Annotated in this window: 21 protein-coding genes and 1 riboswitch; of the genes, 18 read left to right on the top strand and 3 right to left on the bottom strand. The window is 57.8% G+C overall.

The window, feature by feature from the left end:
* Nucleotides 1-23: 23 nt before the first annotated feature.
* Nucleotides 24-2,177 (top strand): 1,3-beta-galactosyl-N-acetylhexosamine phosphorylase, encoded by a 2,154-nt coding sequence (gnpA, locus tag ACSEXW_RS22410; protein ID WP_438448415.1) that lies wholly within the window; start codon nucleotides 24-26, stop codon nucleotides 2,175-2,177.
* 42 nt (nucleotides 2,178-2,219) lie between these two features.
* Nucleotides 2,220-2,540, top strand: coding sequence for an L-rhamnose mutarotase (gene rhaM / locus ACSEXW_RS22405; protein WP_438448414.1), 321 nt, complete (start codon nucleotides 2,220-2,222; stop codon nucleotides 2,538-2,540).
* Nucleotides 2,541-2,646: 106 nt separating this feature from the next.
* Here the strand turns inward: rhaM and ACSEXW_RS22400 are convergent, their stop codons facing one another.
* Entirely contained in the window at nucleotides 2,647-4,146 is a 1,500-nt protein-coding gene (locus ACSEXW_RS22400; RefSeq protein WP_438448413.1) for a DHA2 family efflux MFS transporter permease subunit, read from the bottom strand.
* Between the two features lie 231 nt (nucleotides 4,147-4,377).
* On the opposite strand from ACSEXW_RS22400, the gene ACSEXW_RS22395 reads away from it, so the two are divergent.
* From ACSEXW_RS22395 to ACSEXW_RS22335, 13 genes are all read left to right on the top strand, one after another.
* Nucleotides 4,378-4,965, top strand: coding sequence for a TetR/AcrR family transcriptional regulator (locus tag ACSEXW_RS22395; RefSeq protein ID WP_438448412.1), 588 nt, complete (start codon nucleotides 4,378-4,380; stop codon nucleotides 4,963-4,965).
* A 121-nt stretch (nucleotides 4,966-5,086) separates the two neighbouring features.
* Nucleotides 5,087-6,721, top strand: coding sequence for an ATP-binding protein (locus ACSEXW_RS22390; protein ID WP_438448411.1), 1,635 nt, complete (start codon nucleotides 5,087-5,089; stop codon nucleotides 6,719-6,721).
* A gap of 184 nt (nucleotides 6,722-6,905) precedes the next feature.
* Nucleotides 6,906-7,646, top strand: a complete 741-nt coding sequence (locus ACSEXW_RS22385; protein ID WP_438448410.1) for a GTP pyrophosphokinase — start codon at nucleotides 6,906-6,908, stop codon at nucleotides 7,644-7,646.
* Between the two features lie 48 nt (nucleotides 7,647-7,694).
* Nucleotides 7,695-9,137, top strand: coding sequence for a cardiolipin synthase (gene cls, locus ACSEXW_RS22380; RefSeq protein WP_438448409.1), 1,443 nt, complete (start codon nucleotides 7,695-7,697; stop codon nucleotides 9,135-9,137).
* A gap of 773 nt (nucleotides 9,138-9,910) precedes the next feature.
* Complete coding sequence (locus ACSEXW_RS22375; protein ID WP_438448408.1) at nucleotides 9,911-10,567, top strand: YheC/YheD family protein; 657 nt, start codon at nucleotides 9,911-9,913, stop codon at nucleotides 10,565-10,567.
* A gap of 146 nt (nucleotides 10,568-10,713) precedes the next feature.
* Nucleotides 10,714-11,532, top strand: a complete 819-nt coding sequence (locus ACSEXW_RS22370; RefSeq protein WP_438448407.1) for a polysaccharide deacetylase family protein — start codon at nucleotides 10,714-10,716, stop codon at nucleotides 11,530-11,532.
* Nucleotides 11,533-11,732: 200 nt separating this feature from the next.
* A complete protein-coding gene (locus ACSEXW_RS22365) occupies nucleotides 11,733-15,692 on the top strand; it encodes a S8 family serine peptidase (protein WP_438448406.1) in 3,960 nt (1,319 codons plus the stop codon).
* Between the two features lie 85 nt (nucleotides 15,693-15,777).
* Nucleotides 15,778-16,989 (top strand): S-layer homology domain-containing protein, encoded by a 1,212-nt coding sequence (locus ACSEXW_RS22360; protein ID WP_438448405.1) that lies wholly within the window; start codon nucleotides 15,778-15,780, stop codon nucleotides 16,987-16,989.
* Between the two features lie 105 nt (nucleotides 16,990-17,094).
* A complete protein-coding gene (gene pgmB / locus ACSEXW_RS22355) occupies nucleotides 17,095-17,739 on the top strand; it encodes a beta-phosphoglucomutase (RefSeq protein WP_438448404.1) in 645 nt (214 codons plus the stop codon).
* A 192-nt stretch (nucleotides 17,740-17,931) separates the two neighbouring features.
* On the top strand, nucleotides 17,932-18,150 hold the full coding sequence (locus tag ACSEXW_RS22350) for a hypothetical protein (protein ID WP_438448403.1): 219 nt from the start codon (nucleotides 17,932-17,934) through the stop codon (nucleotides 18,148-18,150).
* A gap of 136 nt (nucleotides 18,151-18,286) precedes the next feature.
* A complete protein-coding gene (locus tag ACSEXW_RS22345) occupies nucleotides 18,287-18,994 on the top strand; it encodes a response regulator transcription factor (RefSeq protein WP_438448470.1) in 708 nt (235 codons plus the stop codon).
* Nucleotides 18,985-20,451, top strand: coding sequence for a sensor histidine kinase (locus ACSEXW_RS22340; protein WP_438448402.1), 1,467 nt, complete (start codon nucleotides 18,985-18,987; stop codon nucleotides 20,449-20,451). The genes ACSEXW_RS22345 and ACSEXW_RS22340 overlap by 10 nt, the downstream gene beginning before the upstream one ends.
* A gap of 64 nt (nucleotides 20,452-20,515) precedes the next feature.
* Entirely contained in the window at nucleotides 20,516-21,646 is a 1,131-nt protein-coding gene (locus ACSEXW_RS22335; protein ID WP_438448401.1) for a rod shape-determining protein, read from the top strand.
* On the opposite strand, the gene ACSEXW_RS22330 is transcribed toward ACSEXW_RS22335, so the two are convergent.
* Nucleotides 21,630-21,956, bottom strand: coding sequence for a hypothetical protein (locus ACSEXW_RS22330; RefSeq protein WP_438448400.1), 327 nt, complete (start codon nucleotides 21,954-21,956; stop codon nucleotides 21,630-21,632). The genes ACSEXW_RS22335 and ACSEXW_RS22330 overlap by 17 nt on opposite strands.
* Before the next feature lie 145 nt (nucleotides 21,957-22,101).
* Nucleotides 22,102-22,236, bottom strand: a riboswitch (cyclic di-AMP (ydaO/yuaA leader).
* A gap of 195 nt (nucleotides 22,237-22,431) precedes the next feature.
* On the opposite strand from ACSEXW_RS22330, the gene ACSEXW_RS22325 reads away from it, so the two are divergent.
* Nucleotides 22,432-23,160: a YebC/PmpR family DNA-binding transcriptional regulator gene (locus tag ACSEXW_RS22325; protein ID WP_438448399.1), complete on the top strand. Its 729-nt coding sequence runs from the start codon at nucleotides 22,432-22,434 to the stop codon at nucleotides 23,158-23,160.
* Between the two features lie 89 nt (nucleotides 23,161-23,249).
* Here ACSEXW_RS22325 and ACSEXW_RS22320 read toward each other — a convergent pair whose 3' ends face one another.
* Entirely contained in the window at nucleotides 23,250-24,239 is a 990-nt protein-coding gene (locus ACSEXW_RS22320) for a multicopper oxidase domain-containing protein (RefSeq protein WP_438448398.1), read from the bottom strand.
* A 293-nt stretch (nucleotides 24,240-24,532) separates the two neighbouring features.
* On the opposite strand from ACSEXW_RS22320, the gene ACSEXW_RS22315 reads away from it, so the two are divergent.
* Both ACSEXW_RS22315 and ACSEXW_RS22310 read left to right on the top strand, forming a co-directional pair.
* A complete protein-coding gene (locus ACSEXW_RS22315) occupies nucleotides 24,533-24,988 on the top strand; it encodes a hypothetical protein (protein ID WP_438448397.1) in 456 nt (151 codons plus the stop codon).
* Between the two features lie 59 nt (nucleotides 24,989-25,047).
* Entirely contained in the window at nucleotides 25,048-25,596 is a 549-nt protein-coding gene (locus ACSEXW_RS22310) for a hypothetical protein (RefSeq protein WP_438448396.1), read from the top strand.
* The last annotated feature ends 184 nt before the right edge of the window (nucleotides 25,597-25,780 follow it).

The following is a 25,780-nucleotide window of genomic DNA, read 5'->3' as shown; positions in this document are numbered from 1 at the left end:
GTATAATCTAGGGAGGCACGATCATGCAGCATAAGAAAAAAGGCGGCTTCACCCTTCCGGGGGAAGCGGGATACGAAGCATTGACGCTGGAATTGGCCAATCGCTGGGGGGCCGACGTCATCCGCGACAGCGACGGCACGGCCTTATCCGATGAGATATTGAACGCAGGCTACGATATTTACTCCACGATCTGCATCATTCGCGATCATAACGAATGGGCGAAGCGGAACCCGGACAAGCTCCAGATGACCTTCCTGATGACCCAGCCCGTGGTAGCGGCTGAATCGGAGCTTGCCATATCTCTTATGCAGGACTTCTTCGCGGAGCAGTTCGCCGTCAGCGAGACCCCGGATTCGCTCCGGTACTGGCAGGTCTTCGACCGTACAACCGGGAACGAGGTGCCCCGGGAGAAGTGGACCTACGACAGCGCCGCGCAGCGTGTGCTGGTGCATGGGGCTGCGCTATGGCATACTTATACGGTCAGCTTCCTGGCGTACCGGATCTGGGAAGAGATCTCCATGTACAACCATACCACCAACAATTGGGACAAAGAGCATCTCATGCAGATCGACCCGATCTACCCGGAAACGCAGGAATACCTGCTGAACTGGCTGGAGAATTGGTGTCTGGCCCATCCGGCCACCAACGTGATCCGCTTCACCTCCATGTTCTACAATTTCGTCTGGATCTGGGGCAGCAGCGAGAAGAACCGGCATCTCTTCACGGATTGGGCCTCCTACGACTTCACCGTCAGCACAAGGGCGCTGGACCTGTTCGCCGAGCGCTACGGCTACCGGCTGACTGCGGAGGATTTCGTCAACAAGGGCAAGCTGCGGACCACCCATACGGTGCCTGACCAGCACAAGCTGGATTGGATGGCGTTCATCAACGACTTCGTCATCGAATACGGCAAGAAGCTCATCGATATCGCCCACAAGCACAACAAGCTGGCGTACGTCTTCTATGACGACAGCTGGGTCGGCATCGAGCCTTACAACGGACGGTTCGCGGAATTCGGCTTTGACGGAATCATCAAATGCGTGTTCTCCGGCTTCGAGGCCCGTCTGGGCTCCGGCGTCGAAGGGGTCAAGACCCACGAGCTGCGGCTGCATCCGTATCTGTTCCCGGTCGGGCTGGGCGGACTGCCTACCTTCATGGAAGGCGGCGACCCTACGCTGGATGCCAAGAAGTTCTGGAACAACATCCGCCGCGCCTTATTGCGGGCTCCTGTGGACCGGATCGGACTGGGCGGGTATCTGCATCTGGTGGAGCCGTATCCCGACTTCGTCGATTATATCGAGAAGATCGCGGACGAATTCCGCTTGATCCGGGATCTGCATGCCGACGGCAAGCCGTATGCCCTGAAGCCCAAGGTGGCCGTGCTGACCGCTTGGGGCAAGCTCCGCAGCTGGACCTGCTCCGGCCATTACCACGAGCAGCCGGGGCTGGACCTGATCAATGTCTTGGAGAGTCTGTCCGGATTGCCGTTCGAGGTGGAGTTCCTGAACTTCGACGAGATCCGGAACGGGGTACCCGACGGTATCCAAGTCATCATCAATGCAGGGACGGCCGGCAGCGCATGGAGCGGCGGAGAGCTGTGGAACGATCCTTCCGTCATCGAGGCTCTCACCGGCTGGGTCTATAGCGGCGGAGTCTTCCTCGGAATCAATGAGCCTTCCGCGGCTCCGGGACAGGATCGGCTGTTCCGCATGGCTCCCGTATTGGGGCTGGACAAGGACACTGGCGAGCGGATCAGCCATGGCAAGTGGCCTGTAGCCGCCCAAGGCGGAGAGGTGTCCGTACCGGGAGACTTGACGGAGCAGAAGGGCTTGTATCTGACCGACGGCAAGGCCCAGGTATTGGCGGAGCAGAACGGCAGCCCGCTGGCTGCGGTCCATGACTTCGGCAGCGGCCGGGGCGTGTATCTGTCCTCCTACACCCATTCCGTTCAGAACGCCCGTCTCTTGATGGATCTGATCCTGCATGCCGCCAAGCAGCCGGCTTCTCCGGACTATGTGACGGATAACGCGGCGACGGAGTGCGCTTATTATCCGGCCAGCAGCACCTTGATCATCATCAACAACAGCGATGCGGAGCAGACCGCTTCCGTCCGCACAGACAAAGGCACCGTTACCCAAACCCTGGCAGCTTACGACACCGTTATTCTTAAGGTGTGACGAATCGGCCGGGCTCATTACAACAAGAGGGAGAATGATCCTATGGCATACCGGAAAGCATTGACCATGAAGATATTCGAGGGGCGCGCGGAAGAGTATAAGAAGCGCCATGATGAGCTGTGGCCGGAGATGAAGGCCATGCTCTTGGACCATGGAATCACAACCTATTCCATCTATCTGGACGAGAAGACGGGCATCCTGTTCGCCTATCTGGAATACGAGAGTCAAGAGCTGCATGACAGCATCTCGAGTGAGCCAATCTGCAGAAAATGGTGGGACTACATGAAGGACATCATGGAGACGAACGAGGATCACAGTCCTATCAGCTTCGACCTCCGGGAAGTCTTCCATATCGAGAAATAAGCTCGCATGAATACGAGGTCTCCGCTCACAGAAATAGCCCCTTTCGGGGCTATTTCTCGTTTAGAGCGACCCGAACAGGCGCGTGCACTCCAACATTTCGTATGGTTTACCCTTCGTTTACGGTCACCGGCTTGAAGGCCGACTCCTTGGACTCCTCCTTGGCTTGGGAGGTCTTCTTGATGAAGAAGGAGAGCAGCAGAGCCAGGATGCCGATGGCGACAATCACGAGGTACGCGTCGTTGATGCCCTTGATCGTAGCATCCAGAATCAACTGCTTCTGACCTGCCGCGTCCGTGGCGCCGCCCGACATCATCAGCTCCTTCACGTGAGATTTGGTTCTGTCGGTCATGACGGTGACGAGGAGCGAGGTGCCGACGGCTCCCGCCACCTGGCGGATGGTGTTGGAGATGGCTGTGCCGTGAGCGTTCAACCGGTTCGGCAGCTGGTTCAGGCCTGCGGTCTGGATCGGCATTAGGAACAAGGCCATCCCGATTCGGCGCCCGGTAGACATCAGGATCAGATAGGTGTAGCTGGTGGAGCCCGTCAGATTCACGAAGCCCAGGGTGGTGGCGATGGTAATGACGAGACCGATGACGGCCAGCCACTTGGCTCCGAACCGGTCGAACAGCTTGCCGGTAACGGGCATCAGAAGCCCCATCACCAGGGCGCCCGGAAGCAGGAGCAGGCCGGATTCCACCGGGGTGAAGCCGCGGGTGTTCTGCAGGTACAGCGGCAGGAGCATCATGTCCGCGTACATCACCATCGTGACGGCCACATTGATGATGGTGGTCAAGGTGAACATGTTGTACTTGAACGCGCGAAGCTCAAGAAGCGGCTCCTTGGAGACGAGCTGCCTCCAAGTGAAGAGGGCCAAGCCGACCACACCGGCACTAAGGGTGGCCAGGACTTCCGCGCTGTCCCAGCCGGCGCTTCCCGCACGGCTGAAGCCGTAGAGGAGGGCGCCGAAGCCCGCGGTAGAGAGCAGCAGGCCGGCAACATCCAGCTTGGCGGGGGTCCGCTCGGAGATGTTCCTCAAGTAGATGGTTCCGCAGATCACCACGATGACGGCCAGCGGGATCATCCCGTAGAACATGACCTGCCAATCATAGTGCTCCAACACATAGCCCGCGAGCGTCGGCCCTACGGCCGGGGCGAAGATGATGGCGAGGCCGACCATACCCATGGCGGCCCCTCTTTTTTCGGGGGGGAAGAGGGCTAAGATGACATTCATGAGCAGGGGCATAATAATGCCGGCACCGGCAGCCTGGATCAGACGTCCGGTCAAGAGCGACGGGAAGTTGCCCGCCAGGGCGGATACGACCGTTCCGATCAGGAAGATGACCATGGAGCTTAGGAAGAGCTGGCGCGTCGAGAACCGCTGCATGAAGTAGGCGGTAATCGGGATCAGCACGCCGTTCACCAGCATGTATCCGGTGGTCAGCCATTGGGCGGTGGTGGCCGAGATGCCGAAGTCCTTCATCAGCTCCGGTGTGGCAACGCTCATGATGGTCTGGTTCAAGGTGGCCAGGAAGGCGCCCAGGATCATGATGAATAGGATGGGGCCCTTCTTGATGGAGCTGCGCTCCAAAGGCGGGGTATGGCTCATTTCCACTCCAGTCCTTTCTCTTTGTCTATAGATTTAATTTACAACCTGTTGTATAATCCACGATGTATAAATTAGATTATAGCGCCGGAGCGGTCATTTACAAGCAACGATTTTCGAGGAAATGTTGATTAGTTTACAGTGCGATTCGATCTGTAGCATAGCTGAGAGAAATACGACAGGGATGATGACAATTGTCAATAATCATTCTAATGAATAGGAAGGAGAGCCGTTATGGAGACTGCCAAACCGCGATTGGATCCACGGATTATCCGGACCCGTCAGCTGATCCGGGAGGCCTTCGTCGAGCTGTTGGAGGAGATGGATATCGATAAGATCTCGGTGAATCGCATCGCCGAGCGCGCCACGATCAATCGGGTCACGTTCTATCTGCACTACAAGGATATTCCGGACATGATCGACAAGATGGCAGAGGAGATGATCGAAGAGATCCGCCGGGCCCTGTATCATTCCCCTCCCTCCGCATCCAAGACGGAGAACGGGGAGGAGCCGGTTATTCTCGGACTGCTGGAGCATTTCGCAGAGCATGCCAAATTCTATAAAGTGATCCTGGCCTCCAGACGAACGCCCGTATTCACGGAGAAGCTGAAGGTCTTCCTGACGGAAAGCATCAGTGCGCGCTTCGAGAGCCAACCTCCTTCCGAGATGGGGGGAATCCAGAAGGAGATTGCCATCTGGTACGGGACCTCCGCCTTGATCGGAACCATCGTGTCCTGGCTGCGGGCGGACATGCCCTATACGCCGGCATACCTGGCCCGGCAGTTTAGGTTGCTAAGATCCCTCCACATGGGGCGGAGCTAGCCTTCAACAAGGTTGGGCGAGCCGCATTTTATGTTGTCAATATTTTTTCCGTCGGGCGACAGCCGACTGGAGGAATTTGTCTGCAGAGCGAGAACTAATGAACGAGAGAAGAGAGCCGGCTATGAAAGGAAAGAATGTGGTCATGAACCGTATTCCGTGGTTGATCGGCTTTTCCATGATCTTGTTGTATCTGGTTGTCGGCTGGGGCTGGTATGATGCGGAGTCAGTCCGGTATCTGGCGGGCATCAATGCGCTGCAGACGCTGGCCGCTCTGTATGCGGCGGTTCTATTATGGCGTTTGTACCGGATGAACCGAAGGCGTTATTGGCTGAGTTACAGCCTTGGTGTGCTGTTCTACTTTTTCGCCCAGGTCTACTGGACGGTCTTCCTCCTCGTTCAAGGGAAAGAGCCCGGCTCCTTCGGCATTCCGGAAGTGCTCTGGATGCTCCAATATCTGTTCTACCTGCAAGCCCTGTACCGGCAAAATAAGATCAGCCGCAGGAGGCCGGCTCTTCGGTTTTCACTGGACGTGCTCCTCTTCATGACGGTTGCCACAACCGTGTATTGGCGATTTATCATCGAGCCGCTGTCCTCCGGTTTCACAGACGCTGAAAGGTTCTTCCACTTGTATTGCTCCTCCGCCAATACGGTGATTCTGCTCGGGCTGTTCCTTCTCTTCATCTATGAGCGGGACTCCAATGATGCTCGTGCGACGCTGCTCCTGATGGCGGGATTCTTGACGAAGTCAAGCGGGAATACGATCGGGCTGCTGCTCTTCTACCGTTACGATGGGACCGGGATACCGGGTTGGCTTCCCGACCTTTGTTGGTTCGGAGGGCTGATGCTCCTGGGGATGTCCGCCGCCGCAGCGGGCACCCGATCCGAGCGAGCTTCTCCTCCGGCACAGGCCGGCAGGTGGTATACGGGCAAGCGGTATATACCCCTGATGGCGATTTTTTTGCTGTTGATGATCTTTGTGGTTGGGGACCAACCTCTATCGGCCGGCTTGATAGGATTGTTGGTGGCCTTCGTCATCTTGCTGGTCCGGCTGCTTGTGGAAATTCAGGATTACAAGCAATCCGAGCAAGCGCTGATCCGGTCCGAGAAGCTATCCGTCGTCGGACAGATGGCCGCCGGGGTGGCCCATGAGATCCGCAATCCCCTTACGTCTCTCAAAGGGTTCACGCAGCTGCTCTACAGGAGCTCGGAAGCCAACCGCAGATACTGCGAGCTCATGCTCACGGAGCTGGAGCGGATCAATTACATCGTCGGCGAGTTCATGCTGCTCTCCAAGCCGCAGCAAAGCCAGAATCTGCGGCCGCACAGCGTGCAGGAAATTCTGACGGATCTCATCCCGATTGTGGAGGCGCAAGCCATCATTCATGATGTCGTGATCGAGGTAGAGCGCACACCCGAGCTGCCACCGGTTCTGTGCGACGCGCGCCAAATCAAGCAGGTGTTCCTGAATGTATTGAAAAATTCGATCGAAGCGATGCCGGACGGCGGCAGGCTGGTCGTATCCTTCCATAGCTCCGGGATGGAGATCATCGTCACGGTTGAGGATGAGGGAAACGGCATTCCGGAAGTGATCCTGCACCGGCTGGGCGAACCGTTCTTCTCCACCAAGGATACGGGAACCGGATTGGGGCTGATGGTCTGCCAGAACATCATCCAATCCCACCGGGGCTCGCTTACGATCCGGAACCGTCCGGTCAAAGGCGCCGTCGTGAGCATCCAATTGCCGGCGCTTTCATAATGTGAGCAAGCCGGAGGCTTCTGCCTCCGGCTTTTTTTTGGCGCGGAGGTCCGTCCTTCCGGCAGGGAACCCTCGATTGTGGGAAAACGTAAGACATTGTATAGTACTAAGGTAACCGTATGTTGCGAGCAAGAACCATACCCACGGAAGTCGCAGTCGCAGGCCGCGCGGAAAGGACGACCTCATGAGCACGAACCAACTCGAGCAATTCAAGCAGCTTCGCACCCTCCTGACCCGATTCATGATGATGTACAAGTTTGCCTTGCAGGAAGTGGAGACGAAGATCGATATCCTGCAGGAGGAGTTCCAGCTTCTTCACGAATACAACCCCATTGAGCATACCAAGTCCCGTATCAAGACCCCCGAGAGCATCATGAAGAAGATCTACCGTAAAGGAGCCATCCATTCTCTGGACGATGTGCGGGAGAGCATCAAGGACATTGCGGGAATCCGGATCACCTGCTCCTTCGTGTCGGACATTTACCGCATCAGCCGGATGCTTCAAGATCAGAGCGACCTGGAGATCGTGTCCGTCAAGGATTACATCAAGAATCCGAAGCCCAACGGGTACAAAAGCCTGCACCTCTTGGTCAAGGTCCCGGTCTTCATGTCGGACCGGCAGGAATCCGTATACGTGGAGGTGCAGATCCGGACCATCGCCATGGATTTTTGGGCCAGCCTGGAGCATAAGATCTTCTATAAATATAACGGCACCGTTCCTGAGCGGCTGCTTGATGAATTGAAGGAAGCCGCCATAACGGCCACGGAGCTGGACGGGAAGATGGAACGGCTCCACGAGGAGGCCAACCGGATCAAGAGTGAACAGACCGGAGGCGAAGGGCTTGCGTCCGAATTATTCGGCGGGGCTGCCAAGCTTCCGATCCCGGACCATTTCCTGGCGCTGCTCGGCGGCTCGGACGAGTAAGCGGCCTGCGGACGGCGCTGACCGTTCCCAGAAGAAGGAGGGATCCCTTTGGACATCGGCAATCTGGTTACGCTTATCGTCTCTATCGTGACGGTCGGCAATATATTGCTGGCCGGCGTCGTGGTCTTCATCGAACGAAGGGATATCGGGGCAACCTGGGCCTGGCTGATGGTCCTGTTCTTTATCCCGCTGCTGGGCTTCCTCTTCTATATCTTTTTCGGCCGGCAATTAACGAAGAAGAATTTCTATAACCTGTCGTCGGAGGAGCGCGCTTACCTGCAAGCTGCAGCCGATGAGCAGCTGACGCATATCCATTCGTTCGGGCCGTTGTCGGAGAAGTATGGGGATCTCATGCAGATGAATCTGAGCTCGGCCAATGCCACGGTGACCACGGACAACGAGGTGGAGGTCTTCCATGACGGGAAGGCGAAGTTCGAATCCTTGTTTGAGGATATCCGGAATGCGGAGAAGGAGATCAACGTCCAATATTACATCATCCAGCGGGACGGATTGGGCAAGCGTCTACGGGACGAGCTGACCCGTAAGGCTAAGGAGGGAGTGAAGGTCCGGGTTCTCTACGACGAGATCGGGTCGCGGCGGATCTCCCGTTCCTTCTTCCGGGAGCTGCTGGCCTATGGCGGGGAAGCGGAGGTGTTCTTCCCGTCCTGGTTCAGACTGGTGAATTTCCGGATCAACAACCGGAATCACCGGAAGCTGTGCATTATCGACGGGAAAACCGCCTACATCGGAGGCTTCAACGTCGGGGAGGAATATCTGGGCTTGGATCCGAAGATGGGCTATTGGCGGGATACGCATTTGCGGATCACGGGTGAAGCGGTCCGCAACATTCAGGGCCGATTCGTATTGGACTGGAAGAAGGCGGCGCACCGCAAAAGCATCCACCCGGAGGAATTCGTCTTCCGGTCGGACCTGCACACGGGGAGCAGCACGGTCCAGATCATCTCCAGCGGCCCGAATTCCGAGACGGAGCATCTGAAGAATATGTACCTGAAGCTGATCACGACGGCGAAGAAGAGCATCTTCATCCAGTCTCCGTATTTTATTCCCGACTCCAGCTTCATCGATGCCTGCAAGATCGCGTTGTTATCCGGCGTCGACATCCGAATCATGATTCCGAACAAGCCGGACCATCCCTTCGTGTATCCGGCGACGCTGGCCCATGCGGGGGAGCTTCTCCCCTATGGCATTCGTGTCCTGCAGTATGAGAAAGGGTTCCTGCACGCGAAGACCATCGTCGTGGATCAGGAGGTGGCCTCCGTCGGGACGGCCAATATTGATACGCGGAGCTTCCGCCTGAACTTCGAAGCCAACGCGCTGGTCTATGACGCGGAGGTGGCCAAGCGGCTGCACGCTCTGTTCCTGAAGGACAGCGAGGACTGCTCGGAGCTCACTCTGGAGCGGTACAGAGGCAGGAGCCGGATGGATAAGTTCAAGGAAGCGGTGTCGCGGCTGCTGTCCCCGATTCTATAGGGGCTGCAGCCGGTGGAGGGGCTTAGGCGAGGGCCGCAGGCAGGACGCAGCAGGAGTTAAGGAGTTAAGGCGGTGAGACGCCTTAACTCCGACGCTGCCGGGTCTAGACCCGGGTTAAGGCTTGCAGCCGCCTTAAGCTGCGCAAGCAGCCGGGTCTTGGCCCGGCTATTCGCATGTAAGGCGGTGAGACGCCTTAACTCCGACGCTGCCGGAGCTAGACCCGGGATAAGGCTTGCAGCCGCCTTAAGTTGCGCAAGCAGCCGGGTCTTGGCCCGGCCTTTCGCAGTTAAGGCGGTGAGACGCCTTAACTCCGACGCTGCCGGAGCTAGACCCGGGTTAAGGCTTGCAGCCGCCTTAAGCTGCGCAAGCAGCCGGGTCTTGGCCCGGCCTTTCGCATTTAAGGCGGTGAGACGCCTTAACTCCGACGCTACCGGAGCTAGCCCCGGGTTAAGGCTTGCAGCCGCCTTAAGCTGCACAAGCAGCCGGGTCTTGGCCCGGCTCCAAGCCCCCCCCTGGTCGGGCCGAGGACGCTCCCCATTCAAGCAATAAGGGTCCATTGATTTTGCACTGGCAAACGGAGGGTTAGAAACCGAATATTGAAGTCAGGGACAACGCGCAACCGGTTTGTTCCATCTTTATGTATGCGCTTTCACAAAGGGGGCCATGGGGAAGCTGATACGGAGATGGCGCCACAAGGCTCGGGCCTAAGAATTCTCCGGGGCGGATGAATACAGTGTACTATGTATCATCCGGTTACGAAGGAGACGTCATCCATGCGCCAAGTGGCCTCGAAGTGGCAGAAGTTCATCATCCTGCAGAAACATCCCGGTCTGGCCAGGCATATCCCCAGGATGGACCGGTTCACCATGCCGAAGCTCTTGGCCATGCTCCGGCAGTACCCCTTTGTGGTCGCCAAGCCTGTTGTGGGAACCGGTGGGAAGGGAGTGGTCCGCATCAGCCGGACGGGAGCAGGCTTCGAGATCCGGCATGGAACCTCAATCCGCACCGCCTCTTCCCCCGTCCAGCTGGAGGGGATTCTGAACGAGATCCGCCGGGGGCGGGCCTACATGCTTCAACAGGGCATCCCCTTGACCAGGGTTGACGGAAGGCCGTTGGATTACCGGGTGAAGCTGGTGAAGGAGAACGGCCAGTGGCACATCCGGGCCGTCGTCGCCCGGCTGGCCCATCCTTCGCTCTTCGTCACCAATCTGTGCAGGGGGGGCTCCTTGATCGGCGGCAGGCGGGCCCTGCACATGACGTTTCCACAGCGATTGGCCCGCGACAAGCATGCCACGATGGTAGGCGTCGCCCGGACGGGGACGGCCCTCCTGGAGCAGCAGCTCCCGGGCATCGGCGCGCTGGGCTTCGACTTCGGCATCGACCGGTCGGGCACCGTGTGGATTCTGGAGGTCAACACACGGCCGCATTAAGGTGGCCGTGTGCTCCGGTCCTTACAGGGTATAGAATCTAGTCTTGCGGCTGCAAAGTTTATATCCCCCATGCGGAATGGTTTCTGTTATATTCACATATTGTGTTATGGTGAACCTACTCCGATGAAACCAAAGGTAACGAACTCATGAATCCTACGCCCCTGAGACTTCGTATTCGGTATCTGCCCGGGCTTCTGGCCATCGTCCTGTTGGCCGGATGTATGGGCAACGCCAGTGCGGAGAGAACGAAGATGACCGAGCCCACCGGTCCCGTCGTAACCGTTTCCCCAGCACCGACCGTTCCGGAATCGCCGTCCCCTTCTCCCATTACGGAGATCGAGCACGAAAACGGCAAACCCAAGGAAGAGACCACAGGCAAGGAGCCGGCCCGCAAGTCCAAGCTCCAGCCCGAATATTCCGTCGCCAAGGGCACGGTGGCGATTACCGTCGACGACGGCCCGACCAAGCATACCCCGGAGCTCCTGAAGGTGCTGCGGGAGGAGAAGGCCAAGGTCACCTTCTTCTTCCTGGGCCAGAATGCGGCCGCCTACCCCAAATCCGTAAGCGAAGCGGTCTATAACGGGCATGGGATCGGCTACCATTCCAACGTGCACCCGAAGATGACCGCCATGACCTTCGACGAGCAGTTGAAGGAATTCGACACCGGACTCAACACGCTGCAGAAATGGGCCAAGCAGCCGGTGCTGCTCTTCCGCCCGCCGTACGGAGCATACAATAACGATACGAAGCTGATCACGGAGGACCACAAGATGAGGATGATTCTCTGGAACGAGGACCCCAAGGATTGGTCTACATCAGACCCGTCCGTGATCGCCAGAGGAGTGCTGGGCCAAGTCCACTCCGGCAGCATCATCGTCATGCATGACCGGCCCTCCACAATCGCCGCTTTGCCGGCTATTATCGATGGAATCCGCAAGAAGGGCTATCAGCTGGTAGTCCTATGACGCCATTCGTAGTCTGCCGGTTATGCAGGCGGATAGTCGTACCTATGGAACGGCAGCTTCGGGACAGGAGTCCCGGCTGCCGTTTTCCATTTTGTCGCTAAATCAGAGATTGGTCATGAATTTCTTGATACAAATTGTAACATTTATTATATAATAATGATCGTATGACCAGTCATAATCCAATTATAGGGAGTGAAAATGTGAAGAAACGCAAGCTCTCGAGTCTTATGGCGCTTACGATGTTGTCCGCCCTCCTGGCGCCGGGGTGGGACGGCACCGCTTCCGCAGCGTCCTCCGGGACCGGCGGCCATCCGGAGTTCCATGTACGCGCTCCTGCCTTGGAGCGTCCCGATCTCAGCCGGTTGGAGCTGGACAGCAGCGGCAAGATGGCCATGCGGAGCAGCCATGCTTCGGAAGAATCTTCCCCCGAAGCCTCAGCCCGGGCATGGTCCGGCAAGTCCCATGCGGTGCCCCAAACATCCGCGGGCCCACACAGCTACGTCCCGAAGACGTCGGGCAGCGGCAGCACCACCGTCATCGTCGAGCTTCAAGCGGAGCCGTTGGCCGTCTACGAGGCGAACGTGAAGAAGGGCCTGATGAAATCTTCGGGCAATCACCGGTCCAGGATCGCCGCGGAACAATCCGCTTTCTCGGCGGCAGCCGAACGGACCTTGGGAATCCGCGTGAACCGGACGTTCACCAAAGTGTTCAACGGGTTCTCCCTGACCCTTCCCGCGAACCGGGTGGATGCCCTGTTGGCCATGCCCGGTGTGAAAGCGGTTTATCCTTCTCGGACCTTCAAGGTGGACCCCATTCAGGAGGTCACCCCCAAGATGTCGGACGGCGCTCTTCATATCGGGGCGGATGCTTTTTGGAGCGGCGGCTATGACGGGAGCGGCATCAGGGTCGGCGTCATCGACTCGGGCATCGACTATAACCATCCCAGCCTGAAGGATGCTTACAAGGGGGGCTACGACTTCGTGGACGAGGACGACGATCCGATGGAGACTCCTCCGGATCCTGACAATCCCAACGCCGCCACCTTCCACGGTACCCATGTGTCGGGAATCCTGGCCGGCCGAGGCCATCCAGACGATCCCGTCAGCTCCACAGGCTGGATCCGGGGCGTAGCTCCGGGAGCGGACCTGTATGTGTACCGCGTGCTCGGCCCCGGCGGGGACGGGACGACGGAGGACGAGATAGCCGCCATAGAGCGGGCTGTAGAGGACGGGATGGACATCATCAACCTGTCCATGGGCTCCTACGCCAACAACCAATACGAAGCCGATGCCGTTGCCGTGAATAATGCGGTGCTGGCCGGTACGGTAGTGGTCGCCGCCAACGGGAACGACGGGCCCGGGGATTATACCATCAGTGCGCCCGCCGTCTCGGAGATGGCGATTTCCGTCGGGTCCAGCACGTCATCGGGGGTGCTCGAGTCCATCCGGGGCACCAGCACCGTTACGGGGAGCACCTATTACACCTTGTATGAGCTGGCCAAATACAACACCAGCGATTATAAGCCGCTGTTGAACCGCCCGTTGGAGCTGGCGTATGCAGGTCTGGGAACCGCCGCCGACTTCGAAGGCCGGGATTGGACCGGCAAGATGGCCTTCATCAAGCGGGGGGCCATCAAGTTCGTCGAGAAGATCGCCCATGCCAAGCAGGCCGGGGCGGCAGCCGTTCTGCTGTTCAATGACGAGCTGGAAGAAGGGTACATCAATCCCGAGCTGGACGACTTCCCGGAGTATCTCCCCGCCTTCGATATGAAGGGCTCGGACGGAAGAGCCCTGCTATCCGCTCTGGAGACCGCCGGCACGGGAACCTTCACCTTGACGGGCTATGAAACGCTGCACTTTCCGGGAGATACCTTGGCCGACTCCTCCTCGAGGGGGCCAGCGCTGCCCGGCTATGAGATCAAGCCGGATCTGACCGCTCCCGGCGTGGGCATCCGATCGTCCGTACCGGTGGAGAACGGTGGAGACCGCTATGCCTACGGGGCCTACTCCGGAACGAGCATGGCGGCTCCCCATGTCGCCGGGGCAGCGGCCCTGGTACTCGATAAGGAGCCCGGGCTGAAGCCGGATGAGGTGAAGTCTCTCCTGATGAACCAAGCGGTTCCCATGGAGAAGCCGGACCATGCCCGGTATTCCCTCATGGGGCAAGGAGCCGGCCGATTGGACCTGCCCAGCACCCTCCAGGCGAAGGCCGTGGCCATGGTCCGGGAAACGACGGACGCCACTCCCGGCGGCGAAAGCACGGAGTACCATACCGGAAGCCTCTCCTTCGGCCTGCTTCAGCCTGGGGAAACGGTGTCCCGTACGGTGGACGTGAAGAGTGTGGCCGGGCAGGCGGCAAGCTATGCCCTATCCACACATTGGACCGGCGCCGGTGCCGGCAGCTTGGAGACCGGTGTCACCCAGGTTCAAGTGGAGGCGGGGGGCAGCTCCAGCTTCGAGGTGACGCTAGGCGTGCCGGCCGATACTCCGTCCGCCTGGTATGAGGGCGAGATCCTCCTGACGGGGGCGGACGGGGAGCTGGCCATTCCGGTTTCCGTCTACGTGCCGAATGTGGTGTCCGATATCGAGATCTTCCCGGAGCTGTTCTCTCCGAACCGGGATGAGGAGCAGGACGTGGCTGCGGTCAGCTTCAGCGTCAATCTGGAGAACCGGTATCTGTCCTTGGACGTTTATAACGCGGGCACGGGTAGTTGGGTCGGCACCCTCTTCGAGGAGGAGGCCGGCACCGCTCCCGGAACCTTCGCCATCAACGATTGGGAGGGCTTCGTATGGGATCAGCAGGGCCGCTTCGTGCTTCCGGACGGCTCCTACCTCATCATTCCTTGGTACGGAGATGGAGCCGATAAGTATATGCTCGAGTCGGAGGCGGTTCCGTTCGTCGTCGATACGGATGCCCCGGAAGTCACCTTCGACCCGATCCGGGTGGAAGGGGAGCTGGGGACGATTCGCGGACAGATCGGCGGTGATCTCCTGATCGACCATTTCGGAGATTATCGGGGCATATTTGTAAGAGCATGGTACAAGGAAGGCGGCGTCTGGCACGATGCGTCGGGAGACATAGAGGACGACGGTACCTTCCGGATCGATTTCCCGGTTCATACCGGAGAAAATGAGATCGAAGTGTACGTCTTCGATGCGGTCGGCAACGGCAGGATCGTACCGGCTCTGGAGCAGACCTTCACGAAGGCTCCTCCCTCCGGATCGGGAGCCGCTGTCTCTGCGGTCCCTTCCAAGACGGAGGTGAAGCCGGGCGAGCCCTTCACGGTGGATGTACGCTTCAGCGGGTTGGAGGATTTGTACTCGGCTCAATTCAGTCTGACCTATGATGCCGGATTGACGAAGGGAGACACGATTCCCAGCGTCACGATGAGCGTCTACCAGCAGCAGCAGGACCCCGGGAGCAGTCTGATCGTGAAGGAGAAGATTACGGCACTGGGTGACGGCCTCGTCCGCACCGATTATATCCTCTCCATGACCGGGGAGGTCCAGGGCTATACGGGCGACGGCATCTTGGCCGCCTTCCCCTTCCAGGCCGGATCCACGGGGAATTACTCCTTCGGGATCTCGGACGTGCGGTTCCTGAATAGCAGCGGGGGAGAGCTGGACCCCGGAATTCTCTCCGGAACGGCTGTGAAGGTGACGCCGAACGGAGGCGGCGGACCGGTGGAGCATGCCGTTGCGGGCACTATCCGCGCCGAAGGTCTTCCGGTTGATTTCGATTACAGCACCGTCTGGTATGAAGGAGCGGACGGCAAGCTGCAGGTGACCGTCGAAGCGTTGAACGGCCAGGGAACCGTCGTCAAGTGGGGAACCGTCCAAGCGGACGGCACCTATGCACTGAGCCTACCGGCGGGCAGCTATACCATCCGAGTCCGCATTCCCGGCTACAGCAGCGTCTCCCAGACACTCCATGTGAACGGTCCCGCCTCGCTGGACTTCAGGCTGAGGGAGTCCGCAGCAGGGGACGTCTCCGGCGACTCTCGGATCGATCTGCTGGATCTGAACCGTGCGGCACGAGCCTTCGGCAAATCCGCACCTTGGACCAGCAAAGCCATAGGCGAGGCCGACATCAACCGGGACGGCGTCGTGAATATGCTGGACATTTCCTACATCCTGGGCAACTTCGGCTCCGGCGAATAAGATCCACCACGGCCGGCGGGGAGTATTCTCCGCCGGTTTCATCAAGTCTCAGAACGCATCCATCGCTTCAGGAGGAGACTTAATCATGAGAAACCTGCATCGAACCATCCTGGGCCTCTCGGCCTTCGGCCTGGTTCTCTGGGCGACGGCCCCTGCGGGCCAAGCGGCAGCCCCGGCTTACGACACGAAGATTCCCCAGATTCGGGTCGCCCTGTCCCAAACGGCCGTTCAAGCCGGTGACACCTTTGAAGCGGCCTTTTGGCTGCAGGGGTACTTAGGGGAATACGGAGGGATCGAGGGCTTCGAACTCCAGGCCGACTACGACCCGGAGCTGCTCCGGCCTGATCTCTCTGGAGGCTCCGAGGTGTTCCGGAGCCGTATCTTCCCGGCCTCCGCCAAGCCGATCACGTGGATGCAATCCGCGGAGCCGGCGGGCACTCTCCGGTTCGCCCAATCCCTTCCGCCCCAGAGCGGCTCCGGGCAATTCTACGGCAGCGGCAAGCTCGGGGTCGTCACCTTCAGGGCCCTGAAGGACGGTGCGGCTTCCATCACGCTCCGGAATACCGTAGTGATCAAGCCGGGCAATCCGGGGGTGAACATCCGGCACGCGACTAACCGGCCTTCCGTCACCATCGGCGTGTCGGCCAAGCCGGAGGAGGATCGTCTGACGGCTGTGGGCAGTATGCCGAAGAACGCGGCAGCCAAGCGAACGGAGCAGGAGATCATCGGCTCGTTCACGGATAGGCTGGAGCTTGCGGAGGTGCCCTGGGCCCGGGAGGCCATCGCGGCGCTGACACAATACGGGGCCGTCAAGGGGATGCCCGACGGCTCGTTCCGCCCGTCCCAGCCGATGACCCGGGCGGAATTCGCTCATTTGGCGGCTATGGCCCTGGCAATGGATATGGAGCAGCGACCCGCTCCCACCTTCGGGGACATTCTGCCCGGGGATTGGTACTATGACGCTGTGGAGACCGCTTCCGCCCAAGGGCTGATCAACGGCTATGCCTCCGGGAACGGAAGCCGGGTCTTCCGGCCGGAGAACGTCATTACGAGGGCGGAGATTGCGGCCATTTACTCGCGGGTTCTGGACCGGGTGAAGCAGCCCGCTGCCGTGCCCTCCCGGAAGGAGCCCGATTTCCGCGATGTCGCGCCGGACCATTGGGCCCGTGCCTCGATCGGCCGCCTGTACCAGTGGGGGATCGTCAACGGGAAGGACGCGAACTCGTTCGACCCGGAGGCTACCGCCACCCGGGCAGAGGTCAGCGTCATGCTGCATAAGCTGCTGCTGGTTCGGTAGGCGGCCGGAATTCATTTCCATCGGTTCGGCATAATAACGAACGGGGGGAGCGCCGCATGCGTTCCCATCCCATTGCCGAGGATGGAAATGAAGGAGCTGGGCCGTATGTGGAGAAAAGCGGTGATCTTCGATCTGGACGGCGTGATCGTGTCCACGGACGAGTATCACTACCGGGCATGGAAGCGGATGTGCGAAGAGGAGGGCCTCCCCTTCGACCGTAGCATCAATGAGCGGCTTCGCGGCGTCAGCCGGATGGACAGTCTGTCCATTATCCTGGAGCAGGCCGTCCGCCCCTATTCGGAGGAGGAGATGCGGGTCTTGGCCGAGCGCAAGAACGAGTACTACAAGGAGCTGTTGGCGGGGCTGTCGCCCAACGATCTTTTGCCGGGGGTGCAGGAGCTGTTGGAGACGCTTCGCCAACGGGGAATCCGGACGGCCATCGGCTCCTCCAGCAAGAACACGCCTCACATCCTGAAGCGGATCGGGCTCGCCGACGCCTTCGAGGCCGTGGCCGACGGGAACGGAATCACCCGGAGCAAGCCGGACCCGGAGGTCTTCCTGCTGGCCGCGCGGAAGCTGGGTCTCGCCCCGGCGGATTGTGTCGTGGTGGAGGATGCCGAAGCGGGGCTGGAAGCGGCACGGTCGGCGGGAATGAAGGCGGTGGGCGTCGGTTCGGCCTCCGAAAGCCTGCTGGCGGATGTCCGGGCGAAGGATCTGTCCCAGCTGGGACTGGAGCAGCTGTTGGGTTAATGAATCAAGATTAACCAAGGAGCCAAGCGGACCGTTTCCGCCTGGCTCCTTGGTTTTTTTTCAAGCCTCGGGAGAGATCATGGAATGATCATCCTTTTTTAACAATGAGTTCATCACGGGATCATGGTCCGTTCAACTTTGGAGGGTAAAGTGGGTGATGTACCGAATCCAAAGCCGAAAGGGGTATGGGACATGAAGACGCTGAGCAAGTGGGCAAAAGGCTTCTCCGCCGTTGTGATAGCGGCGGGACTGATGGCGGGATGCTCCGCCGGCAAGGATAGTCCGGCGGATACGAATCCGCTGGAGGGGAAAACCGCCCCGTCCGGGAAAACCGTTCCATCGGATGGCACCGGCACGGGCGCTTCCGCCCAAACATCCTCCCCGAATCCTTCGTCCCCCGCTGCGAAATGATCCTTCAAGCGTGGCAGGCGTCACCGGCACCGTCCGGCGGCGCTTTTTTCCATTGGCCCGTATCCTCCGCCTGCCCACCCAAAAACGCCCCGTCCGAAGAATACTATAAGGATACGAAGGATGGGAGGGAGCGGTTCTGAATCATTGGAAGGTCTTGATTGCCGACGACGATCCGAATGTGAGGGAGATCATCCGCCTCTATTTCAAGCAGCATCAAATGGAGGTTATGGAGGCCAGCGACGGGGAGTCGGCGTTGGCACTGGCGGCGGAATCCCAGCCGGACATCGCCATTCTCGACGTCATGATGCCGGGAATGGACGGGTTCGAGACGTGCCGGGAGATGCTGAAGCGTTACGACTTCCCCGTCATCATGCTGACGGCCAAGGGGGATGAATTCGACCGGGTGCTGGGCTTGGAGCTCGGTGCCGATGACTATATCACGAAGCCCTTCAGCCCGCGGGAGCTGGTGGCCCGGATCAAGGCGGTGTTCCGCCGGATGCAAAAAAGCCGGGCGCCTCAGGACCACGGCGCGGCTCTTGTCCTGTACGAGTTCGACGGACTGACGATTCATCTGGACCGCCGGGAGGTCATGGCCGGGGGCGAACGGATCGCGCTGCGGCCCAAGGAGTTCGACCTGTTGGCTTATATGGCCAAATCGCCGGGCAGCGTCTACACGAGAGACCAGCTGCTGGAGCGGGTGTGGGGATATGATTTCCTGGGCGATATGAGGACCGTGGACGTTCATGTCAAGAAGCTGCGGGAGAAGCTCCTCCCGTGGAGAAGCGACTGCATCCACACCGTGTGGGGAGTCGGTTATAAGTTCGAGGCTGCGCCATGTTCTTGAATTGGAATAAAAGCATCTTCCGCAAGCTGCTGTTCAGCTCCATGATTACGGTGCTGCTGGGGCTGTGCGCCGTCGGGCTGGTCATATCCTTCCTCGCCAAGGACGGCATCGTCGATTCCAAGGGACAGGAGCTGCTCCGCCAGGCGAAGCGGGTCAATCTGGCTATTCAGAACCGTCCGGCGCCGGATGAGAGCTTTAAGGAGCTGCTGCTGTTTTTCGACCAATCGTACGATGCCCGGATCTGGGTCTTCAACAAGGAAGGGAATATTGTGTCCACCTCCTCCAAGGATGAAGTCAACGCGGGGAAGTCCGTTAACGGGGACATCGTCCGTCAGGTAACCGCAGGCGAGGAGGCGGTGTGGAGCTTCCGCTTGGACGGCCAGAAGGAAGAGATGCTCTCGGTGGCGGTGCCCTGGGGCAAGGACAACTCCGTCTACGGAGGGATCGTCATGTATGCCCCCATGACCCGGATCAACGAGACGATCAGCCATCTCCGGGAGAACATCCTGTGGGTCACGCTTCTCGGCATGCTGTTCTCCTTCACGGTCTCTTCCTATCTGTCCTGGTCCATCTCCAGACCGCTTCAGAAAATCGACAAAGCTGCAGCGAAGATTGCTTCGGGAGATTACAGCGAACCCATCCTCATCCGGTCCAAGGACGAGCTCGGCGAGTTGGCCTCCACCTTCAACGAGATGATGGAGAAGCTGGGCCGGGTGGAGGGGGAGAAGAGGAAGCTGGACCAGCTCCGGCATGACTTTTTGGCCAATGTATCCCACGAGCTCCGGACCCCGCTGACGGCGATGCAGGGATTTCTGGAGGCGCTTCAGGACGGCATCATCGAGGCGCCGTTCCAAGACCGGTATTATGAGATCATGTACCAGGAGACCCTCCACATGAACCGGCTGGTGGACGACATTACCGACCTGATGAAGCTGGAGAACCGGGAGATCGTGCTGACCCGCACGGCGGTGGAGCTGGAGCCGCTGCTTCGCAAGCTGGCATTCAAGTTCCGGCAGGAAGCCGATGCGCGGGGGACGGTGCTGCAGACCGTAGTGGCTGACGGATTGCCTATGGCTTACGCCGATCCGGACCGGCTGAAGCAGATTCTCAACAACCTGGTGATGAATGCGGTGAAGTTTACCGAGAACGGGTCGGTTGAGCTGAAGGCGGAAGCCGGAAGCGACGGGCGTACGGTGCTCATCACCGTGACGGATACAGGCATTGGCATCTCCGAGGAGGACCGGGAGCTGATCTGGGAGAGGTTCTTCAAGGTGGACCGGGGACGGCCTCGCAAGAACAAGGGCTCCGGCCTGGGGCTGGCCATCGTCCGGGAGCTGGTGGAGCTGCATCAGGGATCGATACGGGTCGAGAGCGAGGTCGGGCAGGGAAGCTGCTTCCAGGTTCATCTGCCGGCTGTCGATGCCGGCGGCCGGTCCGGGGATAAGGGAAAATGTTAACGGTTCGATCATACTTTGGACATATCCTTCCTCTAGAATGTGTTCCATGGAAAGGATGATGGACATGCAATGGTTGAAGGGTTGGGAAACGAAGCTCGGGATCGACTTGGGAACGTCGACCACGATCATATATCAGAAGGGCAAGGGCATCGTCCTGAGCGAGCCGTCGGTGGTGGCGTACAACCGGGAGAGCGGTCATATCGAAGCCGCGGGGGAGGAAGCCCGGGCGATGGTCGGCCGGACGCCGGGGTATCTGGAGGTCGTCTTCCCGTTGAAGGACGGGGTCATTGCCAATTTCGACATGACCACCGTCATGCTGCAGCACTTCGTCAAGAAGCTGGAGGGGCGAATGTCATTCCTTCGGACAACCAGCATGTTTATCTCAGTCCCCTGCGGCATCACGAATGTGCAAAAGCGGGCGGTGGAGGAAACCGTCATCCGCAAGGGGGCCAAGAAGGCCGTAGCCGTCGAGGAGCCGCTGGCGGCCGCTTGGGGGGCCGGACTTCCGGTGCTGGAGCCGACCGGCTGCATCATCGTCGATATCGGAGGAGGCACCATCCAGGTGGCGGTGCTGTCCCTCGGCGGCATCGTCGTCAGCCATTCCGTGAACCGGGGCGGCATGTCCATCGACAGGGAGATTGTGGAGCACGTGAAGAAAACGTATAATCTCGCCATCGGGCTCCGGACCGCCGAGGACGTCAAGATCCGCATCGGGTCGGCGGTTGCTCCGGAGAAGGATGCTTCAATGGACATCCGGGGGAGAGATCTGCTGACCGGTCTGCCGAAGACGCTGTCCGTTAACGCAACGGAGCTCCATATGCTGCTGGAGGATTTCATCACCTCGACGGTGGAGGCGGTCCGGACGACGCTGGAGCAGTGCCCGCCGGAGCTGGCCGGCGACATCATGGACCGGGGGATTACGCTGTGCGGCGGCGGGTCTCAGCTTAGCGGGCTGGACCGCCGGCTGCAAGCCGAGATCCGGGTACCCGTCCGGATCGCCGACCGGCCTCAGGAGTGCGTAGCCCTGGGCATCGGCCGGATGCTGGGCGGCCAATCATCTGCGTCGGTTATGGGGGAGGCTGCGGAGTCAAGCTCCGCAGGCAGGATCCTTAATCCCGCAGGGTGGTACATGGGACCAGGCAGGGATGAGGATGCAGAGGAGGAGGAAGAGGCCACCATTACAACAGTATCTTGACCAGCTCCCAAAGCGCATCCCGCAGCTCGTAGGCCCTGCTCCAACGGTCGGCAAGCCGGACGCACCATCCGGCGCCGTCGGAGGTGAGCTGAAGGTCGGAGCCGTATTCGGTCAGAAGCTCCATCAGCTCTCCGAGGGACAGCAGGGGAAGCGTTTTGTGCTTCTCAATGCCGTTGACATAATAGACCATCTCCTCGCGTTCTCCGATGGCCACGTAATCGCCCTCCTGGGGGATCCAGCGCAGCCGCAGCTTATTCTGCTGCTCCGGAGTGAGCTCGAGCAGATGGTGGGGAGCAATCCGCTGGTTCATCGAATCCCGCCTTTCTTTCTTTGAGAAAAATAGAAAGCCCATGACAGCATAGAACGCCTCTCTGCCGAGTGAGCGTTCCATGATGTTATGGGCCATAATAGAAAAAGGACCGCATCGGGTCCTTGTACGCAAGCGTACGTCATAAAGTTGACCCATCTATCGCTGACGAGGTTAGCTGACGGACTAGGGAAAGATGGTTCCCTTCATGATGGACATGATTCGCCCCGAATAAGTGGTTCCCCCGCTTTCCGACTATGCGGAAATTAAGCGTATCTTCATGATAAGGCATGAGACCTTAATGGTCAACCCGAACGGAAAGCGGACACTGTCCCGCAGAGCCCCCCAATTCCCTTCGCCGCGGTTCTTCGAAACCGTAGCTTGTCCTAGCACCGCTTTATTGCATATAATGGTACAAGGATCACCATGGCTTGCGGGCTGCCGCAAGTGGGAATAATAAGAAGAAAGCGGGTTCATCATGGGACGTAAGTGGAATAATATCAAAGAAAAGAAAGCTTCCAAGGATGCCAATACCAGCCGCGTGTACGCCAAGTTCGGCGTCGAGATTTACGTTGCGGCGAAGAAGGGGGAGCCCGATCCGGAGTCCAACCAGGCCTTGAAGTTCGTACTCGAACGGGCCAAGACCTATAATGTCCCCAAAGCCATCATCGACCGCGCGATCGAGAAGGCCAAGGGCAACTCGGAGGAGACCTATTCCGAGCTCCGCTACGAGGGCTTCGGTCCGAACGGATCTATGCTCATCGTCGATGCACTTACCAATAACGTGAACCGTACAGCCGCGGACGTTCGTTCCGCGTTCAACAAGAACGGCGGCAGCATGGGGGTTAGCGGCTCCGTCGCGTATATGTTCAGTCCGACCGCCGTTATTGCCGTGGAAGGCAAGACGGCGGACGAGGTGCTGGAGCTCTTGATGGAAGCAGATGTAGACGTTCGGGACATCGTAGAGGAAGAGGACACGGTGGTCGTATACGCTGAGCCGGATCAATTCGCCGCTGTCCAGAATGCGTTCAAGCAGGCAGGGGTGAAGGAGTTCTCTACTGCTGAAATCAGCATGCTGGCCCAAAATTTCGTCACCCTCGGAGACGAGCAGATGACTCAGTTCGAGAAGCTGGTCGATGCCCTCGAGGATCTGGAGGATGTCCAGCAAGTGTACCATAATGTAGAGTACCCCGAAGACGAAGAATAAGAAATTCTCATATGATCATAAAAAGCTGCCGAACCGGATGGGTTCGGCAGCTTTTTTTATCGGAGCAGGGGAGCTCTTGCTCGGTCCGGTCAGTGCTTCATCGTTTCCCCGCCGTGGTCCAGCCCGTCTGCGGTTACGCGTAGAACCGCTACTGCACCTTTTGACGCATGGTTGAACTGGTGAGTCACGATCGGGTAATCTCCCTCTTCGGTAACTGTAAATTCAACGATCGCGCCACCGCTGGCCGGAAGCAGAACGGTCTGCATGCCATGGAGTATGTTGCCCGGGTTCCCGTCCAGATACACGGTGTCCATAATCGTGCCCACCACGTGGAAGGAGGAGACCTGGTTGGGGCCAGCATTGTTCACGTAGAGACGGACGGTGTCGCCGGGCTTGGCCATCAACGGCTTCTCCTTCAGTCCGTAGTCGTTTCCATTGAACACGACATAATCCGGCTGTCCGTCGGTCATATCCTCCCAATCCTGCTCCTTGTAGAACTCGCTCTGCACGATGGTATACGAGCGGTCCACCAAGGCATCCGTCGGATAGCCGCCTTGGGGCTCCACGATGATGGTCCCGTACATGCCGTTGGCGATGTGGGCCAAGACGGGCTGGGTGCCGCAATGGTACATGAATACGCCGGGTGTCGTGGCGGGATAGGTGAAGGTTCCCGATTCGTCGGGCATCACGTCCACGAACTTCTTGCTTGGCGCCGCATGGACCGCGTGGAAGTCCATGGAATGGGGGAGGAACGGATCCCGGTTCTTCAGCGTGAAGGTCAGCACATCCCCCTCGCGTACGCGGAGCACGGGTCCCGGAACAATTCCGTTGAAGGTCCAAGCGTGGTAGATCGTGCCGCGGGAGATCTCGATGTCGGTCAGCTGGGCCGTCATCTCGATGGATACCTGATTGCCCTGACGGCGGATGACGGGCTCCACCGGAGCTTGGTTAATGGCCGCCGGCTGCACGGTCCCCGTGCTGGCGGGAGCCTTGGGCTCACCACCGCCAGGTGCGGCATCCATCCATAACGCCCCTGCCAGAAGCAAGCCGAGAAGTGTGAAAGCTGCTGTCCGTTTCATCGTGATCATCCCTTCCGCTAATTGAGAATCATTGAGAATCACTTATGTGCCTTCAATGTATCCAATTTGGGAGGGCGGAAATGTGATGCAGCGCATAATTGCGGCTGGTGCTCGTGACAGATCTATGAAGGTGAGCACGCCGCTTAGCGAACGGGCGGATTAGCTCACTTTAACAAGTTACAAATAAAGGAAAACCCCGCGATTTACCGAATAAGGTAGAATATTCAACTGCGAAATTCGTTGATATGCAGTTATGTGCAATGTCACAAAAACTCGAAAGGAGATAAGACATATTGAAACATTCATTACTAATGGTATTGCTGGTTTTCATAATCTTTTTAACTAGCTGTTCGTCTTCAGAGGATCGATTTGATGACGAGGATATAAAGATTAGTTTGATAAATGAACAGTCAAATAATGAATACAGATCGTATTCAATAGAGATAAAGAATTTAGGTATATTGGAAATTAAAAACATACATTTATATTTATATTATCCAATTATTTTGTCAAATGGATCTAAGGGAAACCCATTTAAACTTGAAGGGAAGACAGATATTACTAGCCCAGTAAATCTTAAATCTGGAGAATCCATTAGATACACAATATTTGCACCAATAAAAGAGGTATTTGGAGATTCTAAGTTATTAGATTTTAATCATCCTCAGATTGAATTGAATGGACTAGTACAACAAAAAAAGTCTGAAATACCATTTGAAATGAGTGGCGGTTACTTACATTTGAAGTGATTTTTATGAGTTCTTCAGAGAAGCGCGGCACAAGAAAAAATAAAAGGAGTGGTTCATTGATGCCTGTAAAATATAGAATGCCTGGTACATTAAGAAACCTTGTCAAGTTGGACAATATACTTGACGAACAGTTTGGCAGCACAATCGATGATTATTTAGGTTTTGGAATAAGTTTTGACAACGAGGAAGATCGATATGAATGTACACCGGAGGATGCTATTATTTTTGGCAGCACCGGTGTAGACGGAGATCACTTTGCCTTTGCAACTTTTGGGGGCTCAATACATGATCTCGAAGAAGCCCCAATTCTATTTATTCAACCGATGGATTTTGGGAATGAGGTAAAACTAGTAGCAAGAAATATTATTGATTTAATAGCTATATACTTAAGCCTGAGAGATCTTTATATATTAGAAAGGATTAGTTATTGTGGTAGCAAGGAGGAGTTCAATAGAGACTTAATGGAGAACAGCTTTAATAGTACGAATGACATGGACGATGATAATATATTTTTCATAAATAGACTAAAGAAATTAGTTGAATATAAAGAAATAATTGATGTATATGACTACATAACTGAACTAAAGAAAGACATTATGATACCTTGATAATGAGTCGAGGGGGCATGTATTTCGTCTTGCGCCGTTTTCGCGGGGTCTGTCAAGAATTTTGTGTAAACTCATTTATAGGGAACTCCCCCGGGGAGGGGGAGTTGGCCTGTCTAGCGTAAATGTTGACCGACCCGATCCGGGAAAAAGACAGACAGTTGCAGCAGCATTTGTCCCCAGTTTT

It is taken from the genome of Oryzibacillus soli, assembly GCF_051594765.1.
Classification (GTDB): Bacteria; Bacillota; Bacilli; order Paenibacillales; family NBRC-103111; genus Paenibacillus_AR.
This window is presented reverse-complemented; position numbering and strand designations above follow the sequence as displayed.

Coding starts and splice junctions, on each gene's coding strand:
- gnpA (WP_438448415.1), top strand. CDS start 24: ATGCAGCATAAGAAAAAAGGCGGCTTCACCCTTCCGGGGGAAGCGGGA.
- rhaM (WP_438448414.1), top strand. CDS start 2,220: ATGGCATACCGGAAAGCATTGACCATGAAGATATTCGAGGGGCGCGCG.
- ACSEXW_RS22400 (WP_438448413.1), bottom strand. CDS start 4,146: ATGAGCCATACCCCGCCTTTGGAGCGCAGCTCCATCAAGAAGGGCCCC.
- ACSEXW_RS22395 (WP_438448412.1), top strand. CDS start 4,378: ATGGAGACTGCCAAACCGCGATTGGATCCACGGATTATCCGGACCCGT.
- ACSEXW_RS22390 (WP_438448411.1), top strand. CDS start 5,087: ATGAAAGGAAAGAATGTGGTCATGAACCGTATTCCGTGGTTGATCGGC.
- ACSEXW_RS22385 (WP_438448410.1), top strand. CDS start 6,906: ATGAGCACGAACCAACTCGAGCAATTCAAGCAGCTTCGCACCCTCCTG.
- ACSEXW_RS22375 (WP_438448408.1), top strand. CDS start 9,911: ATGCGCCAAGTGGCCTCGAAGTGGCAGAAGTTCATCATCCTGCAGAAA.
- ACSEXW_RS22370 (WP_438448407.1), top strand. CDS start 10,714: ATGAATCCTACGCCCCTGAGACTTCGTATTCGGTATCTGCCCGGGCTT.
- ACSEXW_RS22360 (WP_438448405.1), top strand. CDS start 15,778: ATGAGAAACCTGCATCGAACCATCCTGGGCCTCTCGGCCTTCGGCCTG.
- pgmB (WP_438448404.1), top strand. CDS start 17,095: ATGTGGAGAAAAGCGGTGATCTTCGATCTGGACGGCGTGATCGTGTCC.
- ACSEXW_RS22350 (WP_438448403.1), top strand. CDS start 17,932: ATGAAGACGCTGAGCAAGTGGGCAAAAGGCTTCTCCGCCGTTGTGATA.
- ACSEXW_RS22340 (WP_438448402.1), top strand. CDS start 18,985: ATGTTCTTGAATTGGAATAAAAGCATCTTCCGCAAGCTGCTGTTCAGC.
- ACSEXW_RS22335 (WP_438448401.1), top strand. CDS start 20,516: ATGCAATGGTTGAAGGGTTGGGAAACGAAGCTCGGGATCGACTTGGGA.
- ACSEXW_RS22330 (WP_438448400.1), bottom strand. CDS start 21,956: ATGAACCAGCGGATTGCTCCCCACCATCTGCTCGAGCTCACTCCGGAG.
- ACSEXW_RS22325 (WP_438448399.1), top strand. CDS start 22,432: ATGGGACGTAAGTGGAATAATATCAAAGAAAAGAAAGCTTCCAAGGAT.
- ACSEXW_RS22320 (WP_438448398.1), bottom strand. CDS start 24,239: ATGAAACGGACAGCAGCTTTCACACTTCTCGGCTTGCTTCTGGCAGGG.
- ACSEXW_RS22310 (WP_438448396.1), top strand. CDS start 25,048: ATGCCTGTAAAATATAGAATGCCTGGTACATTAAGAAACCTTGTCAAG.